The following is a 23984-nucleotide window of genomic DNA, read 5'->3' on the forward strand; positions in this document are numbered from 1 at the left end:
TCTCATTCATGATAAAATGAGAGTAACGAATTTTTACTTTTGGACCCTTTGCAGAGGGTTCTTTTTTGTTTGTAATAAAATTCTTACCTGTTCATCTGTAGCAAGTTCAATGTCACAAATAACTTCCCCGGTATTCGGATTATAAAGCTGACCCTCGTTGTCCATCTTGCAGTTTCTAACCAGTTCTATGGCTTCCTTAGTATCCAACTTCCCATCCTGAACAAGCTGTACCACTGTATCTGCTTTCTTTCTAATGGATTCCATTTACTCACCCCTTCTTAAATTTTTAAGATACTCTATAAACCCAGACATATCACCCTTAAATCCAGTTACTATATACTTCTTTGGAATATCATCAATAGTTGGTTCTTGAGACTCTTCAAAACCTTCAGCATATCTTTGAAATTTTAGTAAATCATTCAAGATGTCTCTGTATATACTTCTCTCAGCTCCTCCTATAGCTTTTCTTGTTTTACTTTCATACTGGTCTATCAAGCATTGTAAATATCCATTCATTTGTCCTTACCCTCCCTCATTTTCTCTACTATCAGCTTGTCAACTTCCCGACTAACTTCTAAAGTTCTTTTGTCCAGTGGACCATATAAAGCAACATATCTGTTCAGCTTTTCTTTTAATTGCTCCATATTAAGCTCCTACCCTTTTCTTTGCCTTATAAATCCTGCTGTACACGGTGTGTATGTTTGTATTGAATTTTTCTGCCAGCTCTCTTGACTTCCATCCTTGCTCCTTTAATTTCAACATTTCCTGTATCTCACTCTTTGGAGCACGTTTCTTATGCTTTATTCCCATTGATCTGGCTATTCCTCTATAAAATATATGGACTATAGTATCTGCTTTCACTCCATAATAACTACCTATCTCCTCATCACTGATGCCTTCCTGCCTTAGCCTCATAACATCTTCTATATCCTGCGGTGTCCATCTAAATTTAGGAACTTGCTTAAAATCAGGACCATCTTCCAGATATCTATCCAAGTATTTAAAAGCTACTTCTTGTGGGCATTCTTTCTCTGCAGCTATTAAAAGTGCAACCATGTTTTCAAATATCAACTTTCTCCCTCCCCTTTAATACCAGTCCCCATTTTTCATAATGTGTAACCAGTCACCGTCATTTAAAGTTACTTTTAGGTACTTTTCATCCATCCTCGATATTTTTATAGGTGCGTGATCCTCCGGGTACTCCCATGCCTTGTAAAATCTTGTACAGAACCTTTTGAAAAGTTCTTTGTCTGCGGCATCCAGCTTATTGAATCCTTTTACACTCTCTGGAATAAACATTAATTTTCCTCCTCTATGAACCACTTGCCATATAGAATTTCTTGAACTGAAATTGGTTCATCTGCTTGAGTTCTTAACTCCACAAATTGACTAACTAGATCTGGTTTGTAATCATACCTGCTCCCCCTAAGCAGACAATAAATTGACTTGCCTTCCGAAAAGGCCTTAAAAGCTGTCATTTTGTCTACTGGTTCATTTACCAACCTAAATTTGCTGTTCAGTGAAAAATCTGATAGTGCAGATTCATTTGCTTCATTTACAATTCTACCAACACTATTGGCGTGAATAATATCACCGCGATTTGTTCTGAAAGGCCCCTCTCCAACAAACTGAAATTTTAAATTTTTGTTTCTCCCCAGCTTGTCAATCATCTGTGCTAATGTGTATTCAGTCATTATTTCTTCCTCCTAATCTTTAATTGATTTTAGGCCATTCTTTTTAGCCCATAAGTCCAGATTTTTCTGTGCTACCTTTTGGGATTCAACCATAGGCATTGCTGGAGATTTTACCCTGTGCAGCCCGTTATTTTTGCTTTTTCTAAAAGTTCCATATTCACTACCCAATCCAGTACTTACAAATATTTCATTGCCTTTTTTATCTAGGTAATTCATTCTTCCTCCTCTCCATATCCTTTGCCATCTTCGCCTCTGTAAATAAGCTCCATACGATATTGTTCTACATCTAATCCACCAATCGGAACCATACCATTGTTATAAATCCAAATAGCATTCTTTAAATCATTATTAGAAAGCTTGCTTAAGTCCACTTATACAACCTCCCTACTAAAAGTCATTTGATCGTTAGATTCATGAACTTCTCTAAATAAAGCTCCTTGAAGTGCAATAGTATCAATGTATTTTAATGCTGTGCTATAATCTTTCCTTAAAATATTGTGATAAACTGTAACATTCAAATAATCCTTTAAGGTTCTCCAAATGTAGCTGTACACTCTTTTTCTTATTGATGAATCCATATATGCATTACTTTCATTTCCACAGCATAGAGTTTTTACTCTTTTATTAACTAATTTTTGGATTGTCTTAGCCTGGCCGTCACTTATGTTCATGGTTAAAGCTAGATTCTCAACTTTATTATCAAGCTGATTTAATTTTTCCTCATGCTGTTCTATAACTTGATACTGGAGCCTTAACTGATCCATTGGTGAAAGCTGTTTTTGCTCTTTAACTCTAAAATAAACATTTACCAATTCTCTTTGGACTTTCCATGCTAGATCATCAGTAAAAGATTTTACTAACATCAAGTATCCGGATTCAGTTATAAGTGTTATCTTGCTTGCATTTAAACCAATTCCGAAATTCGGAAGTTGTTTAATATCTCTTAACTCCTCACCAGCAAGTTCAAAATAATCTGTATTTTTTTGAAAATGTCCCTGGTTATCTAAGAATCTTTTGTTTGCAGTTCCTTCTAGCCTTTGGTGCAATGTATCAATGTCCTTAAAAGTTATAACTCTTTGCCCCTTAAATTCTTTAACCATTAAATCTTTGTTCTGAATTTTTATTAAGTTACTCAACTTCATCCCTCCTTAAAATCGGCTCATTCCATTTATGCTTTTCCAACCCGTCTATAATAAGGTCAACTTGATGCGGAGTCTTTGTTTCCCAAATTATTCTCGCAAGTGCTATAGTAAATCGTCTCTGGATTTCTTTCATACCCTCCATGGTCTGTGGCCAATTAGTTACTCCGCCTTTTACACCTGTCAATTTTCCCACTCCCTCCCTCATTCAGATTTTTGCTTTGAAAATTTAAAAGTCATAATTGCTTTAAGCACATCATCAAGTTCTTTACATATTTTTTTAAAGTCACAAGCTTCGTCGTCACTTATTCTCCCATCAGAGGCAATTCTCACAAGTAGCTTTTCACAATTGACATAGTCCCCTACTTGCGTCTGCAAATTCAAAATAGCAGTTGATAAATCTTTAATCTCAATATCAGGTAAATACTTTTGTCCTACTTCAGCACTTGTCTTTAGATGCTGATATGCAAGATACTGTGTGTTGTAAATCTCTATCATCTTAATAACTATGCGATCCGGCGGTATCCTTCTTCCTCCTTCATAAGCCCTTAAGCTTTCAACGCATATGTCCATGAGTTCGGATGCTTTTTCTTGGGTCAAGCCTGCACTCTCGCGTGCTATTTGATAAATATTTCTGCACTCTTTGTCCATTCAAATCACTTCCTTTTGCTGGTAGAATTAATTTATGAGATTACACTACCTGTTTTTGATTAAAATAGATTTCATTTTTATTCCCCTTATTGGGGACTTTAGGATTAAAAAAAATTTCTTCTATAGGCAAATTAAAAAAAGTTGATATTTTCTTAGCTTCATCTAATGTGAACTTTCTTTCGCCTTTTTCTTTCCTTGAGTATGCATTTGGGGAATTATACCCTAATAGCTTAGACATCTGCAATAATGTAACTTTTTTATTAGTCCTAAGCCTTTTTAAATTATCATACATAAATTTCTGCACCTCCTTATTCCCCATTTTGTCTACCTGTTAAATATATTATATATCCCCAATTTGGGAATGTCAATATAAAATTATCCATTTAGGGGAGTTTTATATTAAATTATTGATTTCCCGTACTGGGCATATATAATATAATTAAAGAAAGGAGCATTGAATATGTTTTCCTCAAGATTAAAAGAACTTAGATTAGAAAAAGGGTTAACTCAAAAAGAATTAGCCCAAAAACTTAATATGCAAAATACTGCCATCTCAAAATATGAGCTAAACGAAAGGAAACCAGATATTGATACATTAAACCAGTTAGCTAAATTTTTTAATGTTTCTGTAGATTATTTATTGGGTAATACTAATATTAAAAATGCAACCGATTCTGCTGATAAAATATCAGAATCACTAAATGATGATCCCGAATTAGCTCAATTTTGGGATTCATTAAAAGATAGAGAAGATTTAAAACTACTATTCAAACAAACTAGGAATATGGATCCTAATGACATAAAAAAAATAATCAGGATTATAAAAGCAATTGAGGATGAAGAAGATAGAAATGACGGATAATTATATGTTTTATTTATAAAAGAACTATCCAATAAAATTTTAAAACATTAAATTGTATTATTATGGGGGATGATGCTATGGACATATTGGATAAGCCTTTGTTAAAGGCGCTTTTAAATGAGGATATTCCTTTCTACGAAGTTATGAATGCCTTCGATATTAAAACCACTATACTTTTTAACATTCCAGCATGTATTCTGGGTTTTGTTTATTTAAGCAGACGTGGGAATTATCATCTTCTACTTAACGGTTCTGTAAATTATGAAACTCAATGCAAAGTTTTCATACACGAAATAAAACATATAGCTGATGATATGCCAAAACTTGCCTACATTATAGGATTAGACATGCAGTATACATACATAGAACGTTCTGCTGATGAAGTGGCAAATATGTTCTACAATACTAGATAATTTACTCAAATTTTTATTTGAGTTTTATTTTTACCTGCTGGAGAAAATTTTGTAATTATATGCTTATATTAGATGATTGCCTAATCATTTCATATTATATTTTATTAAAAGGTAGGGATTATATATGCAATATACACTTAATTACATACTTGAAAATTATCTCAAAGCAAAAAATGAGAATATTAAAGGAAATATAATAGCTAATTACATAAATAAAGATGCACTAGACAATATTCGTATTAAATCAAATATTGATACTTCTAAATATAAGCTTAAAGGCTCAGCTGGGCAAGGAAGATGGGCTGATATACCTTGGATCGCAGTATTTGATAAAGATATTACAACAACAGCAACTAAGGGTTATGATATAGTATATTTGTTTTGCGCAGATATGAGTGGTGTTTACATATCTTTAAATCAGGGGTGGACTTATTTTAAAAATAAGTATGGAGTAAAAGATGGAAGAAAAAAAATCAAATTAATATCAAATGCTTGGAAAAATATATTATCATCTACATTATCAGATTTTTCTTTTGAACCAATTAATTTAAAAGGAATTAGTAAAAATTCTGATCTAGCAGAAGGATATGAACTAGGACATATTTGTGGCAAGTTCTACGAATCAAGGAAAATTCCTAACGACTCAGAACTTATAAATGATTTAAGGAATCTTCTGGGAGTCTATAGAGAATTAAAAGGTCACCTTAAAGATAATTCTATAGAAAAAACAAATAATTCTCTTATTGTTAACTACGATTTAGGATTACTTAATAATAAAAATTCCGAAGAAGATTTAAATGATATTGACGATACAATTGAAAATTTTGAAAGATCATTTGTATTGATTGAAGATCATCCTCCACTAGACTTTTCTTCTAAAGATGATAATAATCTTGAATTTAGAACTAGAAAAATAGATTTTCTATCAAAAGCTAAAAATCAAAAAAAACTTGGCTTTGCTGGAGAATTAATGGTTATAAAATATGAAAAAGAAAAATTAATTGTTAATGGAAGAGAAGATTTATCAGAACAAATAAAACATGTTGCAAAAGAAAATGGTGACGGAGCCGGTTATGACATTTTATCCTTCGAAATTGATGGCACCAAAAAATTTATTGAAGTAAAAACTACTACCAAAGATAAGTCAACGCCTTTTATAATATCATCAAATGAAGTTAGGTTTTCGGAATTAAATAGTTCTAGTTATTACCTGTATAGAATATTTGATTTTAATAAACAAAATTCTACTGGGAAACTATTCATATTACACGGAGACATATCAAAGATGTTAAAATTAAAATCTATACAATATATTGTAAATGGAATATTAATCAATAGTGCTAATACTACTGAATGACTAAAATAACAATATCATATTGACTTTTTCTTAAACATTTACAACCTGCAGAATGGTACTTTTTACCTGTATTAGTTATGTAAACGGTAGCAGTCTGGTTATTGCTTTGTGATGTTTGTTGTGTCTGGCTTTGTTGAGCTGTGGCACCATAAAATTCTTTTAAATAATACGATGCGCTCTAATAAATGTTTAGTTTTTATAATTGAGTCCCAGAATAAAAATATTCAAAACTAACTCTGCCTCAGATTTGGCACAGACTAACATCTCAACATTTATAAAGTTTACAACACTTTTTAAATTTGCCTTTCATTTATCCATAAAATAACCCTGCTGAGTCTTTTATCTGTAAAGTTACAAATCTTTCTACCAAAGCTACTACTACAATAACTACGAATGACCCTTCATGAAAAAATAGCACCGGCATTCTGTTTCCTTAATCATCTAAGTGTTTTTCAGTTTTGGATAAAAATTTCCCCAATGCTTCATTGATATCAATATTCATGCGTTCAGCCAAAATAATCACCCACCAAATGCATTCACCAAGCTTATGTTCCAGTTCAGATTTAGTTTCCCCATTTATTGGCCAACGCCCCTGATAAGACATTGTCAGACGACCAACCAATCCAGCATCCGTTAGAAAAGCTAACACATCCTCCTCTACTGTCCATTCTTTTTTATAACACTGTCGTTCCAAATTATGGTATAATCTTCTTATTTGAATGGAACGTTCAATTGCTTCACTAAAATTCATATTTTTCATATTATCCCACCTCTTTCTAGTAAAATTCATTCATTTTTAAATTTATTGCCATTATAACTTGTTTAACCTGACAACTGTCTGCCATATTTATAAAAAATCCTGTTGTTAATTTATCTTTAAAGTTGAAAATGCAGATGAAATGGTCGGTTAAATTTGACTACTCTCTGGAAACTTAACTAATGAATAATAATTTACTATTGTGTATTAAATTACATTAATTACATAATACATTTGATTGTTTTTTGACACACAAACATGTATTTGCTAAAATCAACTTATTAAATCCTAATATGGGAGGTGTTTATTAATGAAAGCAGCTATATATTCAAGAAAAAGCAAATTCACTGGCAAAGGTGAAAGCATAGAAAACCAGATCGAAATGTGTAAGGAATATTGCAATAGAAATTACGATAAAAAAGTTGAGTTTATAATCTACGAGGACGAGGGTTTCTCAGGTGGAAATATAGACAGGCCACAGTTTCAAAAACTTATCTTGGATGCTAAAAATAATAAATTTGATGCTTTGGTATGCTATCGTCTGGATCGTATAAGCAGGAATGTTGCTGACTTCTCTGCTACATTAGAATTACTAGAGCAGCATAATATAGCCTTTGTAAGTATAAAAGAGCAGTTTGATACCTCTACACCTATGGGTAAGGCCATGGTATACATAGCAAGTGTATTTGCACAACTTGAGCGTGAGACTATTGCAGAACGTGTTAGAGATAATATGCTTGAACTTGCAAAGACGGGAAGATGGCTTGGGGGTCCACCTCCTATGGGATTTACTTCTGAGAAAATACTTTATTATGATTCTGAGATGAAGGAAAAGTCTATGCATAAACTATCCCCTATTCCTGAAGAATTGGAATTTGTAAAATCTCTTTATAAAAAATATTTAGAAGTAGGCTCTATACATAAAGTTAGAAAATATTTATTGCAAAATAACATAAAAACTAGAAATGAAAAAGATTTTAGTTCCAGGGTTATTGTATATATTTTAAGGAACCCTGCTTATGTTATGGCCAATAATAAAGCTATAGAATACTTACAAAATAAAAGCATGATAACTGCAGGAGCCGCAGACGGTAAACATGGCCTATTAGTTTACAACAAAAAGAATAAGAACAATATTCAAAATGATAAATCCGAATGGATTGCTGCTGTGGCCAGGCATTGTGGTATAATTGGAGCTGAAGAATGGTTAAAAGTACAACGTGAATTAGACAAGAACAGTAAGGCTATACCTGCATTGGGTAAATCTAATGTGGCCTTATTGACTGGCTTATTAAAATGCAAAAATTGTAATAATAATATGAGAATTGTTTATGGCGCTAAAAGTGAAGATGGAACTAAAAGATATTACTATGGTTGTCCTCTTAAGGCCAATTCTAATGGTACCAGGTGCAATAATAAAAATGCAAACGGAGCCAGGCTAGATGCTTATGTGCAACAAGAATTAAAAATGCTTACAGCTAACGAGGGATTATTAGTTAAGCAATTACAAGATTTTGAAAATAAGTCCACTAATAATATTGAATCTAAAAATGACATAAAAGCTTTGGAAGGGGAAATATCTGAAAATGAAAATGCCATAGAAAATCTGGTTAAACAATTGTCCCAGAACGAAAATAGTGCTGCAGCAAGTTACATATTTAAAGAAATTGAAAAATTAGATAATGAAAATAAAGAGTTAAAAAACAAATTAGCAATAGTTGAAATTAAAACTACTGAGTCTAATGAAGAATCTTTTGATATAGATTTAATGATTGATACTGCAAGGCAATTTAACAAAGTAATTGATACTGCAGATACCAAATTGAAAAAGTATTTGATATCTACACTGGTAAGCTCTATATATTGGGATGGTGATAAGCAAGAAGCCGAAATAAATATATTTGGCTCTAAAAAAAACTAAAAAATAGCATGTCCAATATATCGCAATTTTGTTCCACGAGCAGTAGGCCCTGTTATTAAAATAAGTCCATGGTCACTATTAAGCATATTTTTTATTTTCTCTTCATCTTTTTTTAAAAAGCCAAGCATACCAAGGTCCTTTATTTTATTATCCCTATATAAAATTCTTAAAACTATTTTTTCTCCATATATAGTTGGGAGGGTGGATACCCTGAGATCATAATTGAAATTTCCCTTAATATATTTTATCTTTCCATCTTGCGGCATTCTTTTCTCAGCTATGTCCATATCCGCCATTATTTTTATTCTTGTACATAAGAGAGGGTATATATTTTTAGGTACTTTTATGTACTCACGTATAATGCCATCTATCCTCATCCGTATAGTTACATTTTTCTGAAAAGGCTCTATATGCAGATCGCTGGCTCTTTCATCTATAGCTTTATCTATTATATAATTGGCTGCTTTTACTACTGGGGAACTTTCAAGTTTATACCTATCTGAAATGTTTTCTACCGTCAACTGTGAAATGTTTTTGTTCAATTTTATGTCTTTCAAGGCATGATCTAAATTTTGCTTGCAATAATATTTATTTATCAATTCATATATTTTTTTCCTGCTGGCTTTGAAAAACTTCAATTGAATACCTAACATGAACTTTAACTCTTCCACCAAAGTGATATCTGGAATTTTATCTGTAGCTATAATGATTTGCTCATTAACTTGTTGCAATGCAATTAAACAATTGTCCCTGGCTATTTCCTCAGGTATCTTTTTCACTACATCAGATTTTAATGAAATGCCTTCAATATTTATTTCCTTTAAATCCATGGGAAACATCTTATTTCTCTCTCCCTATAAAATTTTTATCCGAAAGCTACCATTGCCAATCTTTCCCAGTTTGTTAAAGTTGAGGATGATAAGCACTGCTATACCCCTGGATTGGTTCTTCTAAGGTTTAATGTGGAAATCATTCTTTGTAGAAAGGCTTTATCAAACCTAAGAATCACTTGATATTCAAAATTATATCCCATTATTGTATTTTCTAGTCATTATAAATAAAAAAAATATCATAAAATTTACTCATAAGTGTAAACTTTATGATATCCTGAGAACAGTCCAAAATCATTATTCTATTTTTAATTTTCTCCATAAATATCATATTTCCCCTCATGATCAGATATAATATCTATAGATTTTTTATTGCTGCTATACATAAATATGTCCTCATTATTTTCCCTATCCCCTATACCGATAAAATACACATTTCCACTTTTATCCTGTGTCATACCATTGAGTACCGCGATTTCGCCTGGGAAATCATAGGTTATTCTACTGAGTTTGCCATTATTTTGTGTGAACTTATAAAGTGAATCAATGTTTTCATCATTCTTTCCAATAAAAAATACATCTCCACTTTTTTTATTTACCTCGGAATTATATATTTGTTGAAATTTATCACTTAAAAGTTGAAATTGTTCAGATTTGTGATTATAATAATATAAATTCAATTCATCCTGATCTCGTGACAAAAATAACAGATTACTTCCTATAGAAGTAAAATACATACAGTATCCTCTGGTATTATCTAAATATACCTGCTCCTTATCCCTATTAAAATCATATAAATATATTTTATCAGAATTTTTTTGGCCTTCTATATCTCCATAATATATTATTCTATGGTCATCCAGCCATTCATATAAATTTCCTGAAACCAAAACTTTAGATTTAAGCTCAATATACTTTTTGTTTTTTATATCATATACTTTCATACCCTGTGCACTGTCAGCAGCGGAACTTTTAAAAGTTCTATAAGCAATCTTATCCCCTGAAGGATCCATTTTTATATCCAGTGCAGTAAAGAAATCCTTAATTTCACTTTTAGTATTTTCATATAATATAACTATTTTATTGTTTCGCTGTTCAGCTTTATCCATGCCAACCAGATAGACATAAACAGATTTTTGCGCATTATATTTCATTTCTGATATGTGATCAATGGTTCCCTCTTTAAATAATTGGTTATTATTTATGTTAAATATATCTCCTCCGTTTTCCCTACTTTCAATCACTGTAACATCAGAATAATTTGGCATCTTTATATTTTCGCTTTTATATTTATTCTTGGTATTACTACATCCACTTAAGGCAAAAATATTTAAAAATGCTGCTGCATAGAATATTACCTTCATGAAAATTTTCATTACATATCATATTCCCCTTTAAAAGAAACTTCTGCAGGCCCTGTCATAAATACATTATTCCCTTTTATCTCCACAAAAATGTTTCCTCCCGGTACTGTAACTTTAACTTTTTTACCCGTAAGATTAAGCTTATTTGAAGCTACAACACAGGCACAACTTCCTGTTCCGCAAGCCAGTGTAGGTCCTGCTCCTCTTTCCCAGGTCTTTACTTTAATATTGTTTCTGTCTATGACTTCACAAAAATTTACATTAGTTCCCTTTGGGAATGCAGAATATTTTTCCACAGCTTCCCCTTCTCTTACCTGGTATTTCTCAAGCCTTCCAAATATAACCGTATGGGGTACTCCCATGAGTAATGAAGTAATTTTATATGTTTTTCCATCAACTTCTATTTCTTGATCTATAATTCTCCTCTTAAAATCAGCTGGAATTTTATCTGCTTCAAAGGATGGAATTCCCATATCAATAGTAACTTCTTTAACTTTATTTTCATCTACATTTAAAAAAGCTTCTTTTATTCCATCTCCTGTTTCTATTTTTATATTGAAACCTTCTACTAAATTATGTTCCCATACATATTTTGCAAAACATCTTATGCCATTTCCACACATGGATGCATAAGAACCATCAGAATTAATTATTATCATTTTAATCTGTGCAATTTTACTTTCCCTAACTATTAATACGCCGTCTCCCCCTATTCCAAGATGTCTATTACAAAGCTTAACTCCAAGCTTACTTTCTCTACCTAAAAATTTATTTTTCCTATCGTCAATAACTATAAAATCATTTCCGCTTCCCTGCATTTTAGTAAACTTCATCTTAAAAATTTCACCCTTTCGTAAAATTTTATATATTCAAATTAAGTTTACTACCGTACTAATTTTTTATCAATAAAAATTTACTGTACCGCCAGTATAGATCCATGAAAAATAGTATTTTATGTATTATTTTTCCAAGCAACTTTATTTAATAAATTTTAGATGATATAATTTATTAAATGTGCAATATACTAGATGATATAGAAAGAAGGATGACAATATGGCGTTAGATGGTATTTTTATATACAGCATTTTAGAAGAATTAAAGAACGACCTAGTGGGAGGACGCATTGAAAAAGTCAATCAACCTGAAAAGGATGAAATATTAATAAGCATAAAAAACAATAAAAAAAATTATAGGCTTTCAATCAGTTCCAGTCCCGTATATCCTAAGATTCACATTACAGACAGGAATAAATCCAATCCCATGCAGCCTCCTATATTTTGTATGGTGTTGAGAAAATACTTGAATTCCTCAAAATTAATTGACATACGACAATTGGATACAGACAGGGTGGTATTTTTAGATTTTGAAAGCTCTGATGAATTGGGATTTAATAGTATCTATACATTAGTAGTAGAAATAATGGGCAGGCACAGTAATATTACCTTGATTCGCCAGAGAGACAATTTAATCATGGACAGCATAAAACATATAACACCTGAAATCAACACTGTTAGATCCTTATTTCCCGGAATTAAATATATATTTCCGCCAACTTCAAATAAGTTGAATCCTTTTTGTTACTCTAAAAATGAATTTAAAATTTTTATACAAAATCACATAAAATACATAGATAAAAATTTCTTTTCTACAGTATTTACGGGCGTGAGCAGTTCTTTTTCCAAAGAATTATTTCACAGGTTGGATGATTTAACTTTATGCGACAGCTTAAATATTTTTGACGAAACCAGTGTTACTATTTTATATGGTTTCAGCAACAAAATTTTCACCCATCTTAAAAACCAGAATTTTTATTTTGCTTTCTATAAAAAAGGCCCTGTGATGAAGGATTTTTATTGTGAAAGATTGACTTATCTAAGTAATTGCGTGGAAAAACATTACTCTTCACCTTCAAAACTTATAGAAGAATTCTACTATGAAAAGGATAAAGCAGATAGGTTAAATAATAGAAGCTCTGATCTTCAAAAACTTGTAAATATAAATCTAGATCGCTGTACCAAGAAAATTAAAATCTTAACCCGAAATATTGAAGATGCCCAGAATAAAGATACTTACAGAATTTATGGAGAACTGCTGACCTCCAATATCTACAACATAAAAAAAGGGTATTCTCATATAAAAGTTCAAAACTATTACAGCAACAGCGTTGAATATATAGACATAAAATTGGATGAAAATAAAACTCCTTCTGAAAACATTCAGCGTTATTTTAAAAAATACAACAAGCTAAAGAAGACAGAAAAAGCTGCCAGAGAACAATTAATCATGGCAGATGAAGAACTGGAATATTTAAATTCAGTAATGACCAATATAAAGAATTCGGATAATTACGACGATATTGAAGAAATAAAAAGGGAACTTATGTCAACTGGATATATTAAGTTAAAAAAAACAAATTCCAAAAAGAAAATCAGAAAATCCAAACCCATGAAATTTCTGTCCAGTGATGGCATAGAAATATATGTAGGGAAAAACAATCTTCAAAATGATTATCTTACTCTTAAATTTGCAGATAAAAGAGACATATGGCTCCATACAAAAAACATACCAGGTTCCCATGTAATAATAAAAAATTTTGGCACAGTTCCAGACAGCACTTTAGAAGAAGCAGCTATGCTGGCGGCCTACTACAGCAAAGCTAAGGGCTCTCCAAAAGTAGCTGTAGATTATACAGATATAAAAAGTATTCATAAGCCAAATGGTTCAAAGCCGGGAATGGTAATATATTATACTAATAAAACACTATATGTGGATTCTTCAAGCCCATCTATAAAACAACTGGAATAGATGGCCTTAAAAAAAGCTTGAAATATTATAAAAATTATCTTATAATTAATTAGAATTTAATATCCTTTAAAATGATCCAGTGAGATCAGTAAGGTAAACTTGGTAGACATTTTTATGCCCTCTCACTTGGAGAAGGGCTTTTTTATGTCCTCATATATGTAAACTATGACTATTAACCAAATAAAAGGAGGTGATACCTTTGAAGTTAAAGGCACTTATTTTAGATAAAAAAGCTATGGACAGAACCTTAACTAGAATATCTCATGAGATAATAGAGAAAAATAAAGGTATAGAAGATATAATACTTGTAGGTATAAAGAGAAGAGGATATCCACTGGCCAAGAGAATAGCGGAAGATATTTATAAAATTGAAGGGGTTAAATTAGAGGTTAAATCCGTTGATATAAGCCTCTACAGGGATGATTTAAGCACTCTTTCAGAGCAGCCTCTACTAAAAGAATTTACTATAAAAGACGTAGAAAACAAAAAAATCATACTGGTGGATGATGTGATTTACACTGGGCGAACAGCCAGAGCTGCCATAGATGCCATCATACATTCAGGCAGACCAAAATTAATACAACTGGCAGTTTTAATTGACAGAGGCCACAGGGAACTTCCCATAAGGGCCGATTATGTTGGTAAAAATATACCTACTTCCCATGAAGAAATAATATCTGTAGAAATTTCAGAAATAGATAAAAGTGATTCAGTGAAAATATATGAACTGTAAAACTTTTAAAATAGTCCTGAGAGACTAAAAAAGGAGTGTCGTAAATGAAAGATTTTGTAGATGTTGAAGATAAATTACCCATAGGAGCTACCATACCTCTCAGTTTTCAGCATTTATTTGCCATGGTAGGTTCCACAATACTGGTTCCCATATTAACAGGTATGAGTCCGTCCATAGCATTATTCTGCAGTGGTATTGGAACTCTGCTCTATATAATATGTACTAAGGCGAAACTACCTGCTTACCTGGGTTCTTCCTTCGCTTTTATAAGCCCTATACTCATAGCCTCTAAAAACTATGGCCCATCAGCTATGCTATCCGGTGTAATAGCTGCAGGCTGTGTATATGTAATAGTAGCTGGCATAATAAAATTTTGCGGAGTAAATTGGCTTAACAGAGCCCTTCCTCCTATAGTAGTAGGATCCATAGTAATTGTAATAGGCTTGGGGCTGGCCACCACGGCTATAAACTGGTCTGGATTTAATCCAGCCTATACAACATCTCAAATGCAAAGTATACCAAGATGGGCCTGGATGACAGTTTCCGGGATCACATTGGCTGTAGCTGTAATTGGAAGTATGTATTTTAAAGGTTTCCTTGGAATAATACCTATATTGATAGCCATAATAATAGGATATATATCTGCAATAATCTTGGGAGTTATACCACAGCAATCTCTAAAATCCATAATGAATGCCCAGTTTTTTAAACTGCCATCTTTTATGTTTCCAAAGTTCAATATAAATGCCATGATACTTATGGCTCCAATTTCATTTGTAACTTTAGCGGAACACATAGGCCATATTTATGTAACAAATAACGTAGTGGGACGTGACTTTACAAAGGATCCAGGCCTCCACAGATCCATATTGGGAGATGGATTGGCTACAATATTTGCAGGTTTTGCAGGTGGTCCTCCAACTACAACTTACGGAGAAAATATAGGAGTTATGGCCATAACCAAAATCTACAGTGTCTGGGTCATAGGCGGTGCCGCAATAATAGCTATTCTACTCTCTTTCATAGGTCCAGTAGCTGCACTTATCGAAAACATGCCCATGCCTGTAATAGGTGGTGTAAGCATACTTCTCTTTGGTATAATCGCTTCTTCCGGATTCAGAGTACTGGTAGAAGAAAAAATAGATTTCAGTAAAAACAGAAATTTAATACTCTCTTCTGTTATAATAGTAATAGGTATTGGAGGTGCTTCCATAAACTTCAGTGTGGGTGGATCACCAGTGCAGATATCAGGAGTTGCCCTTGCGACTATTATTGGAATAGTATTAAATTTAATATTACCTGAAAAAAGTGCAGCAGAACTAAATGACTCAATTGATAAAAGTGAAAGAAAAATAGGATAAAAATATCACCCAATGCCCATTTCTTTTAAATACAGGTATTGGGTGATATTTTACACAGAGGAGGAAATAATCTATGAGAATATATTCCTGGAATGTAAATGGCCTCAGAGCCATTTCAAAAAAGAATTTTTTGAAATGGGTAGAAATTGAAAATCCCGATATATTATGTATTCAGGAAACTAAACTGCAGGAAGTTACTTTAGAAGATAACTTAAAAAATATAAGAGGATATCATTCTTATTTTAGTTTTGCTGAAAAAAAAGGTTACAGCGGGGTAGCAGTTTATACCAAATTTGAACCCATATCCATAAAACATGGAATAGAAATTTCAAGATTTGACTCGGAGGGCAGGATTTTGGCAGTTGAATTTAAAGACTTCACCTTGCTTAACATATACTTTCCAAACGGGCAGATGAGCCAGGAAAGGTTGGATTATAAGATGGATTTTTACAATGCAATACTGGATTACTGCAATCTTCTTGTATCCCAAAATAAAAAGCTCATAATATGTGGGGATTACAATACTGCACACACTGAAATGGACATAAAAAATGCCAAAGCCAATGCAAAAAATTCAGGGTTTCTTCCTATAGAAAGGGAATGGATAGATAAGTTCATAAAAAATGGATATACCGATACTTATAGGTATATGAATCCACAAAAAATAGAATATTCCTGGTGGAGTTATAGATTTAAAGCCAGGGAAAGAAACGCAGGCTGGAGGATAGACTACCACTTTGTTTCAAATAACCTGCTGCAAAAAGTAAAAAAGTCAACCATACTGACTGATATTCCCGGTTCAGATCACTGTCCTATTATGATTGAAATAGAATTTTAATTTCAAAAAAAGTACTGGATTTAATATGAAAATGCTTCTCACCTTTTTCTCAATACTTTTATTATTCTTTTAAAATAATCCGGTACTTCTGTTTCAAATTCCATGTATTTTCCTGTTGAAGGGTGTATAAATCCTAATTTTTTAGCATGAAGCAACTGTCCATTTAAATTAAATCTCTGTTTTTTATACCCATATACCGGATCCCCCACTAGAGGATGACCTATATATGACATATGCACTCTGATCTGATGTGTCCTTCCTGTTTCCAATACACATTTAATTAAAGTATTGTTTTTAAATCTTTCCAAAACTTCATAATGGGTAATTGCTCTTTTTCCATCATGAACTACTGCCATTTTTATCTTATCCTTAGGGTGTCTGGCAATGGGCCTATCCACAGTACCCTTTTCCTCTTTTATAACTTCTTCTACCAATGCCACATATTCTCTGGTCATAGAATGATCTTTTAACTGCATGGCCAGCTTATTATGGGAATTGTCATTTTTGGCAACTACCAGTATCCCAGAAGTATCTTTATCTATTCTATGAACTATTCCAGGTCTCATAACTCCATTTATACCTGATAGATCACTGCAGTGATTTAAAAGAGCATTTACCAGTGTACCGGTATATACTCCTGCTGCAGGGTGTACTATCATTCCCTGAGGTTTATTTACTACAATAAGGTCTTTATCCTCGTAGAGCACATCAATAGGTATGTCTTCTGCTTTTATATTCATATGTACGGGCTCTGAAAATGTCATGATAATGTTGTCTTTATTTCTAACCTTATAATTGCTTTTTTTTACTTTCCCATTCACTTTCACCAATTCATCTTCTATTAAATTCTGGATATAATTTCTGGATTTATCCGGAAAATATTTGCATAGAAATAAATCCAACCGTATTTTTTCTTCCTCACCACATACTGAAATCTCTTTAATCTCCATACTTTTCTTCCTTTAACAAATAGAATACCAACAATATTGTTCCAACTACAACTAAAACATCTGCTATATTAAATATGGGAAAATAATAGATATCCTTAAAATGAATTGAAATAAAATCAACTACATATTTATAAACTAACCTGTCTATTAAATTTCCCAGCGCCCCACTTATTATAAGCGAAAAACTTATTCTAGCCATAGTGGATTTTGGTTTATGTCTCAGCATATAATATATCATACCTGCTACTACTGCTGTTGTAATGAACGTTAAAAAATAAAGCTTATCTTGTAAAATTCCAAAAGCCGCACCCCTATTTTCCAAATATAAAAATGAAAATACATTTTTTATTATAACGATCTGAGAAACATGAGTTAAATTTCCAATAGCCCACATCTTAGCCATTCTATCTATTAGAAGTCCTATCAATATTATAGATATTTCCATTGGTTTCCTCCCGGTCTGCAATTTATACAAGTTATCAAGTAATTCCTAGGTACGGTGGAACTTTCTTACTGTGATAAATTCATAATCATATTTTTTAATATTTCAGTAGAATTTCTTATAGCAATAGGTGCAAATTTTTTATAATCCATACTGGCACCGTTATTGGCATTATCTGATATGGATCTTATTATTACAAAGGGTATATTATTTAAATAAGCTACTTGAGCAATACTTCCACCTTCCATTTCACAGGCAAGTGCATTAAACTCCCTATTTAAATACTTTATTTTTTCCGTACTGCAAATAAATTGATCTCCCGTAACAATTCTTCCTGTAAAGTTTTTTATATTTTCTATTTTTTTGCATGCCATTTGAGCCCTTTCTATAAGATCTCTATCGCACTTAAAATCATATGTATTCATTCTAGGTATTTGACCTATTTTATCTCCAAAAGCAGATGTATCCACATCATGTTGTACCAGGCTGTTTGCTATAACTACATCTCCAGGATATATATCTTCTGCTGTACCTCCTGCCACACCTACATTGATGATATTGTCCACATTAAAATCATCTATGAGTATTTGTGCACAAATAGCTGCATTTACTTTTCCTATTCCGCTTCTCACTACCACTATCTCACTATCATAGAGTTTCCCGGAATTAAATCTCATATTGGCTTTCACTTGAACTTTTTCTAACTTCATCTTGGATAAGAGTATTTCCACTTCTTCATCCATGGCTCCAATAATTCCAATAATCATAATGAATTACCTCCTTTTATTCGTAAAATTATACAGATCCGCGCATTACATATAATAGCATATATAAACCCATAACAATTGTCAACTTTTACAATTCACAATAGCTTTCTCTATACATAAACAAAAAACCCACTCTACTCTTTAGAGTGGTGTTTCTATCCTTTAATAAAAAAATTTTTAATTTCAGCCAACTCATCTTCATCTGTCAAAGTATCATCTTTGTGACTTTCTGGCTTATCTTTGTCATTACCGTCTTCTGAGTTATTTTTATCTGATTTTAAAGAAGTATCTTCACCATTTTGATCTACTTTTTCTATTTCCTTTTCCTTTATGGGAATATCTTTTTGAGAAATATCATCTAAAGAATACTCATTTAACTCATAACCTATGTCGTAATTTTTTACAAAATCCTTTTCCATGTCATCAAACATTTCCAATTGGGTTTTCATAAAATTTCTAAACTTAGTTCTAAATTTTCCAAATTCCTGCTTTACTCTCTCAAATTCATCATTAATTTGAATAACATCACTGTGAGCTTTATCTATTATCTTTTGAGCTGCATCATTTGCATTTCTCATTATAAACTCACTTTCCTTTTTAGCATTTTCCTTAGCCTGTTCAGAAGCATTCTGAGCTAATAAAAGAGTATTTTGTATGGTATTTTCCATTTTGGTATAGTGATTTATCTTATCCTCTACAGACTGAAGTTTTTCCTTTAAAAAAGAATTTTCTTTATGCAGTGACTCATAGTCCTCTGCTATCTTATCTAAAAATTCATCCACTTCATCTACATTATATCCTCTAAGACTTTTTCTAAATTCTTTATTTGTTATTTCCACAGCGTTTATCTGCATGCTTGGCACCTCAAATCAACTAAATTTTTTTACAAGAAGTTTGCACCGACCACTTCCAGTCAATCCTGTTTTTCCATCAATTTTAAACTTTCCATAACCTCTTATGGTTATTACACAATAGTCGTTTATCAATTTATCCCTCTTGCCTACAGGCAAATAGTCTAAAAGGACTCTTCCTTGCTTGATCACTTCCTCAGACTTGTTCCTAGATAAATTACAGAGAGAACTCACTAAACAGTCAATTCTAAGAGATGACACACTTAAAACGTAAGTTTTAAAACTGTAATTGGGAATTTCACTTGTAGTAATATCCATTTCATTTACTTCACAGGGGCATTTTCCTATACTATTTAAATTCATCTTTACATAATCACTTATATCTTCACAGATAGATAAATAACATAGATCCTCTTTCTTCAGTATCAAGTCTCCAAACTTTTCTCTTTTAATTCCAAGAGACATTAAACTTCCCAAATAATCTTTATGCTCTAACCTTGCAAATTTTGATTTACATTGTATTTCTACTAATTTTACAGGGTAATGTTCTATGGGTTTTTCTGAAAATGCCAGCATTCTCCTCTCAGCATCTTCAAATATACCATAATTGTAAATATTCAATTCAATTCCTTCACTTAAATCATTTAATGTTCTCCATACATTGGGTGTATAAAATTCCGGCATATATACAACCCTGTGACTTTTCACTGCTAAAACTATTTTATCATATATAGGTAATATATCATTTTCACTGCAATAACAAAATTTATTTATAAAATCATTCTTTTTTATCATCTTTTTATTTATATCCCCTAAAGTATAGAAAATACAATACCTCTTACTATGTCTATTATAAGAAAAGCTATTATAGGAGAAAAATCCAAGGCAAGTCCCGGCATAAGTTTCTGCTGAATTATCCTTCCAGGTTTCATAAGTGGTTCAGTAAATACATGTAAAAGATCTGTAAATGCATTACCTCTTCCCGGCATCACCCACGATAAAATTACATCTAATATAATAGCACCTTCCAAAAATCTAAACAAAAGAGATATTGCCACAGCTAAGGTATTGCTTATCATTTTTGCCTCCAAAAATACTTATTTTAAACATCATATATTTCTATTATTGTCTACTTCCAGCCAAATATTCCTTTTCCCGACAACTCATTTTTTAAATCACTACTAACTTCTACACTAGATGGTGAAAGTATATATACCCCTTTTTCAATCTCTTCCAAATCTCCACCTAGAGCATAACTTGCCCCCCCCATAAAATCAAGAAGCCTCTGAGCTATCCTGGTTTCAAGTCCTGTAGTATTTATAACTATAATCTTTCTGTTTTTAAGTTCATCACATATATCTGCTGCTTCCTCATAAGTAGTTGGTTTAACTATTTTCACTTTAGCCGATATGGTAGTATGTATACTTACGACTTTATTCTGTCTCTTAGAATTTACAATAGGATCTACTCCCTCAAAATCATTTACAGTTTTTCTGCCCTGCTCTTGATCTATTTCTTCTATATCTTCCTCTAAATCATCTTCAAGACCTAAAAATCCCATCATCTTATTTATCATCTTGTTGGCCATAAAAAATACCTCCTATTTATTATAATTTCTCTTTCCAAATATTCCTTCTCCAATTCTTACTAAAGTTGATCCTTCTTCAACTGCAATTTTATAATCATGAGTCATTCCCATAGATAATATATCCATACTTATATTGTTAAATTTTCTTTTTTTCAATTCATCAAAAATGGACTTCATTTTTTTAAAATAATGTCTGCAGCTTTTCTCATCACCTTGTGGAATTACAGCCATCAATCCCTTCACTTTAACACTTGTACAAGTTTCACAAGCCTCTATTAAATTTTCTAAATTTTCTACATATATGCCGGTTTTATTTTCCTCACGCCCTATATTTATCTGAATTAAAGTATTCGCAATTAATTTTTCTGATTTATAGTGTTTTTCCAGTTCATTTAGAAGCCTTATACTGTCCAAAGAGTGAATGAGATAAATCTTACCCACTATATATTTTACTTTATTTCTCTGAAGATGCCCTATTAAATGCCACCTTATGTCCTTAGGGAGAACAGGTTCTTTATCCATAAATTCCTGCACCTTGTTTTCCCCAAAATCCCTGATACCCGCATCATATGCACTTTGTATATCTTCCACAGGCTTAGTCTTTGAAACGGCCACTAAGACAACTTTTTTTTCATTTAAATTTTCCTCTATATCATTTAAATTTTCTTCAATTGACAATAATACCGTCTCCTTTATTATTAAACACAATTACACACATAATGTTATTATTCTCCATAGAAATTAAAATTCCTTCAAAAATTAATTATTTTTTTAATTATTTTAATATATACGGTACAATTTAATGGTATAATTTGTAAAAAAACAATTTAATTTTTATTTTTCATAAATTGTATCTTGTAATCTCCATTGTATGCTGGTATTTCTATCTTATTTGATTTAGTTACTTTCACCACTATTTTTCTAGTCATCAATATTTTTAAATAATTTTCATTGGATATCATATAATTATAGAGCACATCTTTATTTCCTATGGCATCAATTGAAAAAGGTGAAGCAATTTTTACTCCATTTACCCTTAAAAATGGTCCACTACAATAAATTTCAGAAGTATCTACTATCCTGTGTCCATTTATAGAAATAGCCTCCGCTCCTGCATTTTTCAAATCATTTATTACCTGTATCACATCAGTATTATGTACAAGTTTCATTTGATACTGAAAAGCATCAAGTCCATCTTCCATCACCGCATCATTTAAAAATATCTTTATTCCCTGTCCTTCTACAGCTACTTTACCAAGTTCCATATTATTCTGATTCAATTCTTGATTTATTTCAGTTACAACCTGAGTTTCATTCTGCTCATTGTCCTTATATTTATTGAGCTTATTGTAATTATCCCTGTACTGTTCGGACAGTGCTGATATTTGATTATAAAGTTGATTTTTATAGTTATATGCATCCTGATATTGCTTTGCACTTAAAAACACCCTTTTACTAGTATTTCCCTTTACAAAACTCATGTTCATAGATATCAATATACCTATAATTATAGAAGCTATAAAAACAAAAATATTGGCTTCATTGTTTTTCATTCCATTCACCTCATCGATGTGGCTTGTTCTTTTCTAATAATAGTCTCCTTATAATTGCAAAATTATCAAATATTCTTCCTCCAAAAACTATAACTGCCGCCAAATATATAGGTACCCCCAATTTGTCTCCCAAATAGGCAAGCCCTGCTGCAAGTACTGCATTTCCAAAAAACCCTGATATAAAGATATCAGCTTGAAAACTTTTTGACAGGCTAGCTCTTATAGCTCCAAACACAGAATCCAAACAGGCCAAAATTGCCACTGACATATAGGGTGAAAACTTATCTGGAATATTCACATTCCAAACCACTCCTATAATTATTCCCAATATAAGACCAATAAACGCTATCATGTTTTTATCACACCTTTAAATTATTCTTTTACAGGTTTGGCATATTCAAAATCATATGCCCTATTGTATTTTTTTATAGTTATATTATCTGACTTTTGAAATTTAACATCGCATATATTTTTTATGTCTGTAAAAACCTCTGGGAAACTCATATCACTGTATAGTAAATTTTTATCTCCTATAGCTTGTATTACTATTCTACTAGATGGTGATATTTTTTCATCATTTATGAGTATATAATTTCCTGCAGTCCTTATACCAGTTCTGGAAACAATCCTTATATCATTTATGGATATAGCTTCAGCTCCTGCAAACCTGAGTTCATTCACCAAATAAACTAAATCCTTGTCGGTTATATGATTATCAACACTGCTGTTACCCCCAAATAGATTATTATTATTAGGGGTAAGGTATACAACTATTCCAGGTCCATCTACATCTACTTCCCCTGTAAGTATTCTGGTATTCTCCAACTGCTGTAAAATATTTTTTGTAGAATCACTCTTGCTTGCCGCTGCATCCTCATAATCTTTTACTTTATTTTGAAGTTCATTTACCTTTGTTTCAAGAGCTTCCTTTTCCTTTTTATACTGTTCTATTGTCACCGTAACATCTGTATTGTTTTGATCACTTAAATTTAAAGTATTGTCCTGTTTCATTAACACTCTAAATTGATAGGCAAGCATAAATCCAAGTATGCAACACACTAAAGCAACACTAATTTGTGAGGCAAATTTACGCATTTTATTTTATCCT

At 31.9% G+C, this 23984-nt stretch carries 35 protein-coding genes; 8 read left to right on the plus strand and 27 right to left on the minus strand.

The window, feature by feature from the left end:
* Positions 1-33 precede the first annotated feature (33 nt).
* The 12 genes from AB8U03_RS00250 to AB8U03_RS00305 are packed head-to-tail and all read right to left on the minus strand — an operon-like array spanning position 34 to position 3776.
* Positions 34-264: a hypothetical protein gene (locus AB8U03_RS00250; RefSeq protein ID WP_369702539.1), complete on the minus strand. Its 231-nt coding sequence runs from the start codon at positions 262-264 to the stop codon at positions 34-36.
* On the minus strand, positions 265-516 hold the full coding sequence (locus tag AB8U03_RS00255) for a hypothetical protein (protein WP_369702540.1): 252 nt from the start codon (positions 514-516) through the stop codon (positions 265-267).
* Complete coding sequence (locus AB8U03_RS00260; protein ID WP_369702541.1) at positions 513-644, minus strand: aspartyl-phosphate phosphatase Spo0E family protein; 132 nt, start codon at positions 642-644, stop codon at positions 513-515. The genes AB8U03_RS00255 and AB8U03_RS00260 overlap by 4 nt, the downstream gene beginning before the upstream one ends.
* A 1-nt stretch (position 645) precedes the next feature.
* Complete coding sequence (locus tag AB8U03_RS00265) at positions 646-1071, minus strand: hypothetical protein (protein ID WP_369702542.1); 426 nt, start codon at positions 1069-1071, stop codon at positions 646-648.
* Between the two features lie 15 nt (positions 1072-1086).
* Complete coding sequence (locus tag AB8U03_RS00270) at positions 1087-1299, minus strand: hypothetical protein (RefSeq protein ID WP_369702543.1); 213 nt, start codon at positions 1297-1299, stop codon at positions 1087-1089.
* Positions 1299-1694, minus strand: a complete 396-nt coding sequence (locus AB8U03_RS00275) for a hypothetical protein (RefSeq protein WP_369702544.1) — start codon at positions 1692-1694, stop codon at positions 1299-1301. The genes AB8U03_RS00270 and AB8U03_RS00275 overlap by 1 nt, the downstream gene beginning before the upstream one ends.
* Before the next feature lie 12 nt (positions 1695-1706).
* Positions 1707-1910 (minus strand): hypothetical protein, encoded by a 204-nt coding sequence (locus AB8U03_RS00280; RefSeq protein ID WP_369702545.1) that lies wholly within the window; start codon positions 1908-1910, stop codon positions 1707-1709.
* Positions 1907-2065 carry a hypothetical protein gene (locus tag AB8U03_RS00285; protein WP_369702546.1) on the minus strand — a complete coding sequence of 53 codons (159 nt, stop codon included), beginning with the start codon at positions 2063-2065 and terminating at the stop codon, positions 1907-1909. The genes AB8U03_RS00280 and AB8U03_RS00285 overlap by 4 nt, the downstream gene beginning before the upstream one ends.
* A complete protein-coding gene (locus AB8U03_RS00290; protein WP_369702547.1) occupies positions 2066-2830 on the minus strand; it encodes an ORF6C domain-containing protein in 765 nt (254 codons plus the stop codon). It abuts the gene before it with no gap.
* Positions 2823-3029 carry a hypothetical protein gene (locus AB8U03_RS00295; protein ID WP_369702548.1) on the minus strand — a complete coding sequence of 69 codons (207 nt, stop codon included), beginning with the start codon at positions 3027-3029 and terminating at the stop codon, positions 2823-2825. Before AB8U03_RS00295 ends, AB8U03_RS00290 begins: the two co-directional genes overlap by 8 nt.
* 8 nt (positions 3030-3037) lie before the next feature.
* Positions 3038-3484, minus strand: coding sequence for a helix-turn-helix domain-containing protein (locus AB8U03_RS00300; RefSeq protein ID WP_369702549.1), 447 nt, complete (start codon positions 3482-3484; stop codon positions 3038-3040).
* A gap of 40 nt (positions 3485-3524) precedes the next feature.
* Positions 3525-3776 (minus strand): helix-turn-helix transcriptional regulator, encoded by a 252-nt coding sequence (locus AB8U03_RS00305; RefSeq protein ID WP_369702550.1) that lies wholly within the window; start codon positions 3774-3776, stop codon positions 3525-3527.
* 168 nt (positions 3777-3944) lie between these two features.
* Here AB8U03_RS00305 and AB8U03_RS00310 point away from each other — a divergent pair, with 168 nt between their 5' ends.
* The 3 genes from AB8U03_RS00310 (at position 3945) to AB8U03_RS00320 (ending at position 6116) form a co-directional block, all read left to right on the plus strand.
* The gene (locus tag AB8U03_RS00310) at positions 3945-4346 is read left to right on the plus strand and encodes a helix-turn-helix domain-containing protein (protein ID WP_369702551.1); all 402 of its coding nucleotides are present in this window, start codon (positions 3945-3947) and stop codon (positions 4344-4346) included.
* A 77-nt stretch (positions 4347-4423) separates the two neighbouring features.
* On the plus strand, positions 4424-4759 hold the full coding sequence (locus AB8U03_RS00315; RefSeq protein ID WP_369702552.1) for a hypothetical protein: 336 nt from the start codon (positions 4424-4426) through the stop codon (positions 4757-4759).
* Positions 4760-4883: 124 nt separating this feature from the next.
* Positions 4884-6116 (plus strand): MrcB family domain-containing protein, encoded by a 1233-nt coding sequence (locus tag AB8U03_RS00320; protein WP_369702553.1) that lies wholly within the window; start codon positions 4884-4886, stop codon positions 6114-6116.
* A 433-nt stretch (positions 6117-6549) separates the two neighbouring features.
* Here the strand turns inward: AB8U03_RS00320 and AB8U03_RS00325 are convergent, their stop codons facing one another.
* Positions 6550-6876: a nucleoside triphosphate pyrophosphohydrolase family protein gene (locus AB8U03_RS00325; protein ID WP_369702554.1), complete on the minus strand. Its 327-nt coding sequence runs from the start codon at positions 6874-6876 to the stop codon at positions 6550-6552.
* A gap of 307 nt (positions 6877-7183) precedes the next feature.
* Here AB8U03_RS00325 and AB8U03_RS00330 point away from each other — a divergent pair, with 307 nt between their 5' ends.
* The gene (locus AB8U03_RS00330) at positions 7184-8794 is read left to right on the plus strand and encodes a recombinase family protein (protein WP_369702555.1); all 1611 of its coding nucleotides are present in this window, start codon (positions 7184-7186) and stop codon (positions 8792-8794) included.
* Here AB8U03_RS00330 and AB8U03_RS00335 read toward each other — a convergent pair.
* The 3 genes from AB8U03_RS00335 to dapF all read right to left on the minus strand — a co-directional run bounded on the left by AB8U03_RS00335 (position 8791) and on the right by dapF (position 11821).
* Positions 8791-9624 (minus strand): GspE/PulE family protein, encoded by an 834-nt coding sequence (locus tag AB8U03_RS00335; RefSeq protein WP_369702556.1) that lies wholly within the window; start codon positions 9622-9624, stop codon positions 8791-8793. The two genes, AB8U03_RS00330 and AB8U03_RS00335, sit on opposite strands and share 4 nt — an antisense overlap.
* Before the next feature lie 308 nt (positions 9625-9932).
* On the minus strand, positions 9933-11000 hold the full coding sequence (locus tag AB8U03_RS00340; protein WP_369702557.1) for a beta-propeller domain-containing protein: 1068 nt from the start codon (positions 10998-11000) through the stop codon (positions 9933-9935).
* Complete coding sequence (dapF, locus tag AB8U03_RS00345; RefSeq protein WP_369702558.1) at positions 11000-11821, minus strand: diaminopimelate epimerase; 822 nt, start codon at positions 11819-11821, stop codon at positions 11000-11002. Before dapF ends, AB8U03_RS00340 begins: the two co-directional genes overlap by 1 nt.
* 220 nt (positions 11822-12041) lie before the next feature.
* On the opposite strand from dapF, the gene AB8U03_RS00350 reads away from it, so the two are divergent.
* The 4 genes from AB8U03_RS00350 to AB8U03_RS00365 all read left to right on the plus strand — a co-directional run bounded on the left by AB8U03_RS00350 (position 12042) and on the right by AB8U03_RS00365 (position 16725).
* Positions 12042-13793: an Rqc2 family fibronectin-binding protein gene (locus AB8U03_RS00350; protein ID WP_369702559.1), complete on the plus strand. Its 1752-nt coding sequence runs from the start codon at positions 12042-12044 to the stop codon at positions 13791-13793.
* 199 nt (positions 13794-13992) lie between these two features.
* Positions 13993-14526 (plus strand): bifunctional pyr operon transcriptional regulator/uracil phosphoribosyltransferase PyrR, encoded by a 534-nt coding sequence (gene pyrR, locus AB8U03_RS00355; protein ID WP_369702560.1) that lies wholly within the window; start codon positions 13993-13995, stop codon positions 14524-14526.
* 44 nt (positions 14527-14570) lie between these two features.
* Entirely contained in the window at positions 14571-15887 is a 1317-nt protein-coding gene (uraA, locus tag AB8U03_RS00360) for a uracil permease (RefSeq protein ID WP_369702561.1), read from the plus strand.
* A 73-nt stretch (positions 15888-15960) separates the two neighbouring features.
* A complete protein-coding gene (locus tag AB8U03_RS00365) occupies positions 15961-16725 on the plus strand; it encodes an exodeoxyribonuclease III (RefSeq protein ID WP_369702562.1) in 765 nt (254 codons plus the stop codon).
* Positions 16726-16763: 38 nt separating this feature from the next.
* On the opposite strand, the gene AB8U03_RS00370 is transcribed toward AB8U03_RS00365, so the two are convergent.
* From AB8U03_RS00370 to AB8U03_RS00420, 11 genes are all read right to left on the minus strand, one after another.
* Positions 16764-17675, minus strand: a complete 912-nt coding sequence (locus tag AB8U03_RS00370; RefSeq protein ID WP_369702563.1) for an RluA family pseudouridine synthase — start codon at positions 17673-17675, stop codon at positions 16764-16766.
* The gene (lspA, locus tag AB8U03_RS00375; protein ID WP_369702564.1) at positions 17665-18120 is read right to left on the minus strand and encodes a signal peptidase II; all 456 of its coding nucleotides are present in this window, start codon (positions 18118-18120) and stop codon (positions 17665-17667) included. Before lspA ends, AB8U03_RS00370 begins: the two co-directional genes overlap by 11 nt.
* A 65-nt stretch (positions 18121-18185) precedes the next feature.
* Positions 18186-18884, minus strand: coding sequence for a 5'-methylthioadenosine/adenosylhomocysteine nucleosidase (locus AB8U03_RS00380; RefSeq protein WP_369702565.1), 699 nt, complete (start codon positions 18882-18884; stop codon positions 18186-18188).
* 155 nt (positions 18885-19039) lie between these two features.
* Complete coding sequence (locus AB8U03_RS00385; RefSeq protein WP_369702566.1) at positions 19040-19738, minus strand: DivIVA domain-containing protein; 699 nt, start codon at positions 19736-19738, stop codon at positions 19040-19042.
* 15 nt (positions 19739-19753) lie between these two features.
* A complete protein-coding gene (locus tag AB8U03_RS00390; RefSeq protein WP_369702567.1) occupies positions 19754-20530 on the minus strand; it encodes a YlmH family RNA-binding protein in 777 nt (258 codons plus the stop codon).
* Positions 20531-20547: 17 nt separating this feature from the next.
* On the minus strand, positions 20548-20814 hold the full coding sequence (locus tag AB8U03_RS00395; protein WP_369702568.1) for a YggT family protein: 267 nt from the start codon (positions 20812-20814) through the stop codon (positions 20548-20550).
* Between the two features lie 50 nt (positions 20815-20864).
* On the minus strand, positions 20865-21323 hold the full coding sequence (locus tag AB8U03_RS00400) for a cell division protein SepF (RefSeq protein WP_369702569.1): 459 nt from the start codon (positions 21321-21323) through the stop codon (positions 20865-20867).
* A 12-nt stretch (positions 21324-21335) separates the two neighbouring features.
* Complete coding sequence (locus AB8U03_RS00405; RefSeq protein ID WP_369702570.1) at positions 21336-22001, minus strand: YggS family pyridoxal phosphate-dependent enzyme; 666 nt, start codon at positions 21999-22001, stop codon at positions 21336-21338.
* Between the two features lie 149 nt (positions 22002-22150).
* A complete protein-coding gene (locus AB8U03_RS00410) occupies positions 22151-22876 on the minus strand; it encodes a DUF881 domain-containing protein (protein ID WP_369702571.1) in 726 nt (241 codons plus the stop codon).
* Between the two features lie 10 nt (positions 22877-22886).
* Complete coding sequence (locus AB8U03_RS00415; protein ID WP_369702572.1) at positions 22887-23228, minus strand: small basic family protein; 342 nt, start codon at positions 23226-23228, stop codon at positions 22887-22889.
* Positions 23229-23248: 20 nt separating this feature from the next.
* Complete coding sequence (locus AB8U03_RS00420) at positions 23249-23971, minus strand: DUF881 domain-containing protein (protein WP_369702573.1); 723 nt, start codon at positions 23969-23971, stop codon at positions 23249-23251.
* Positions 23972-23984: the final 13 nt, after the last annotated feature.

The sequence above is a fragment of the Clostridium moutaii genome, from assembly GCF_041205085.1.
Taxonomy (GTDB): Bacteria; Bacillota; Clostridia; order Clostridiales; family Clostridiaceae; genus Clostridium_B; species Clostridium_B moutaii.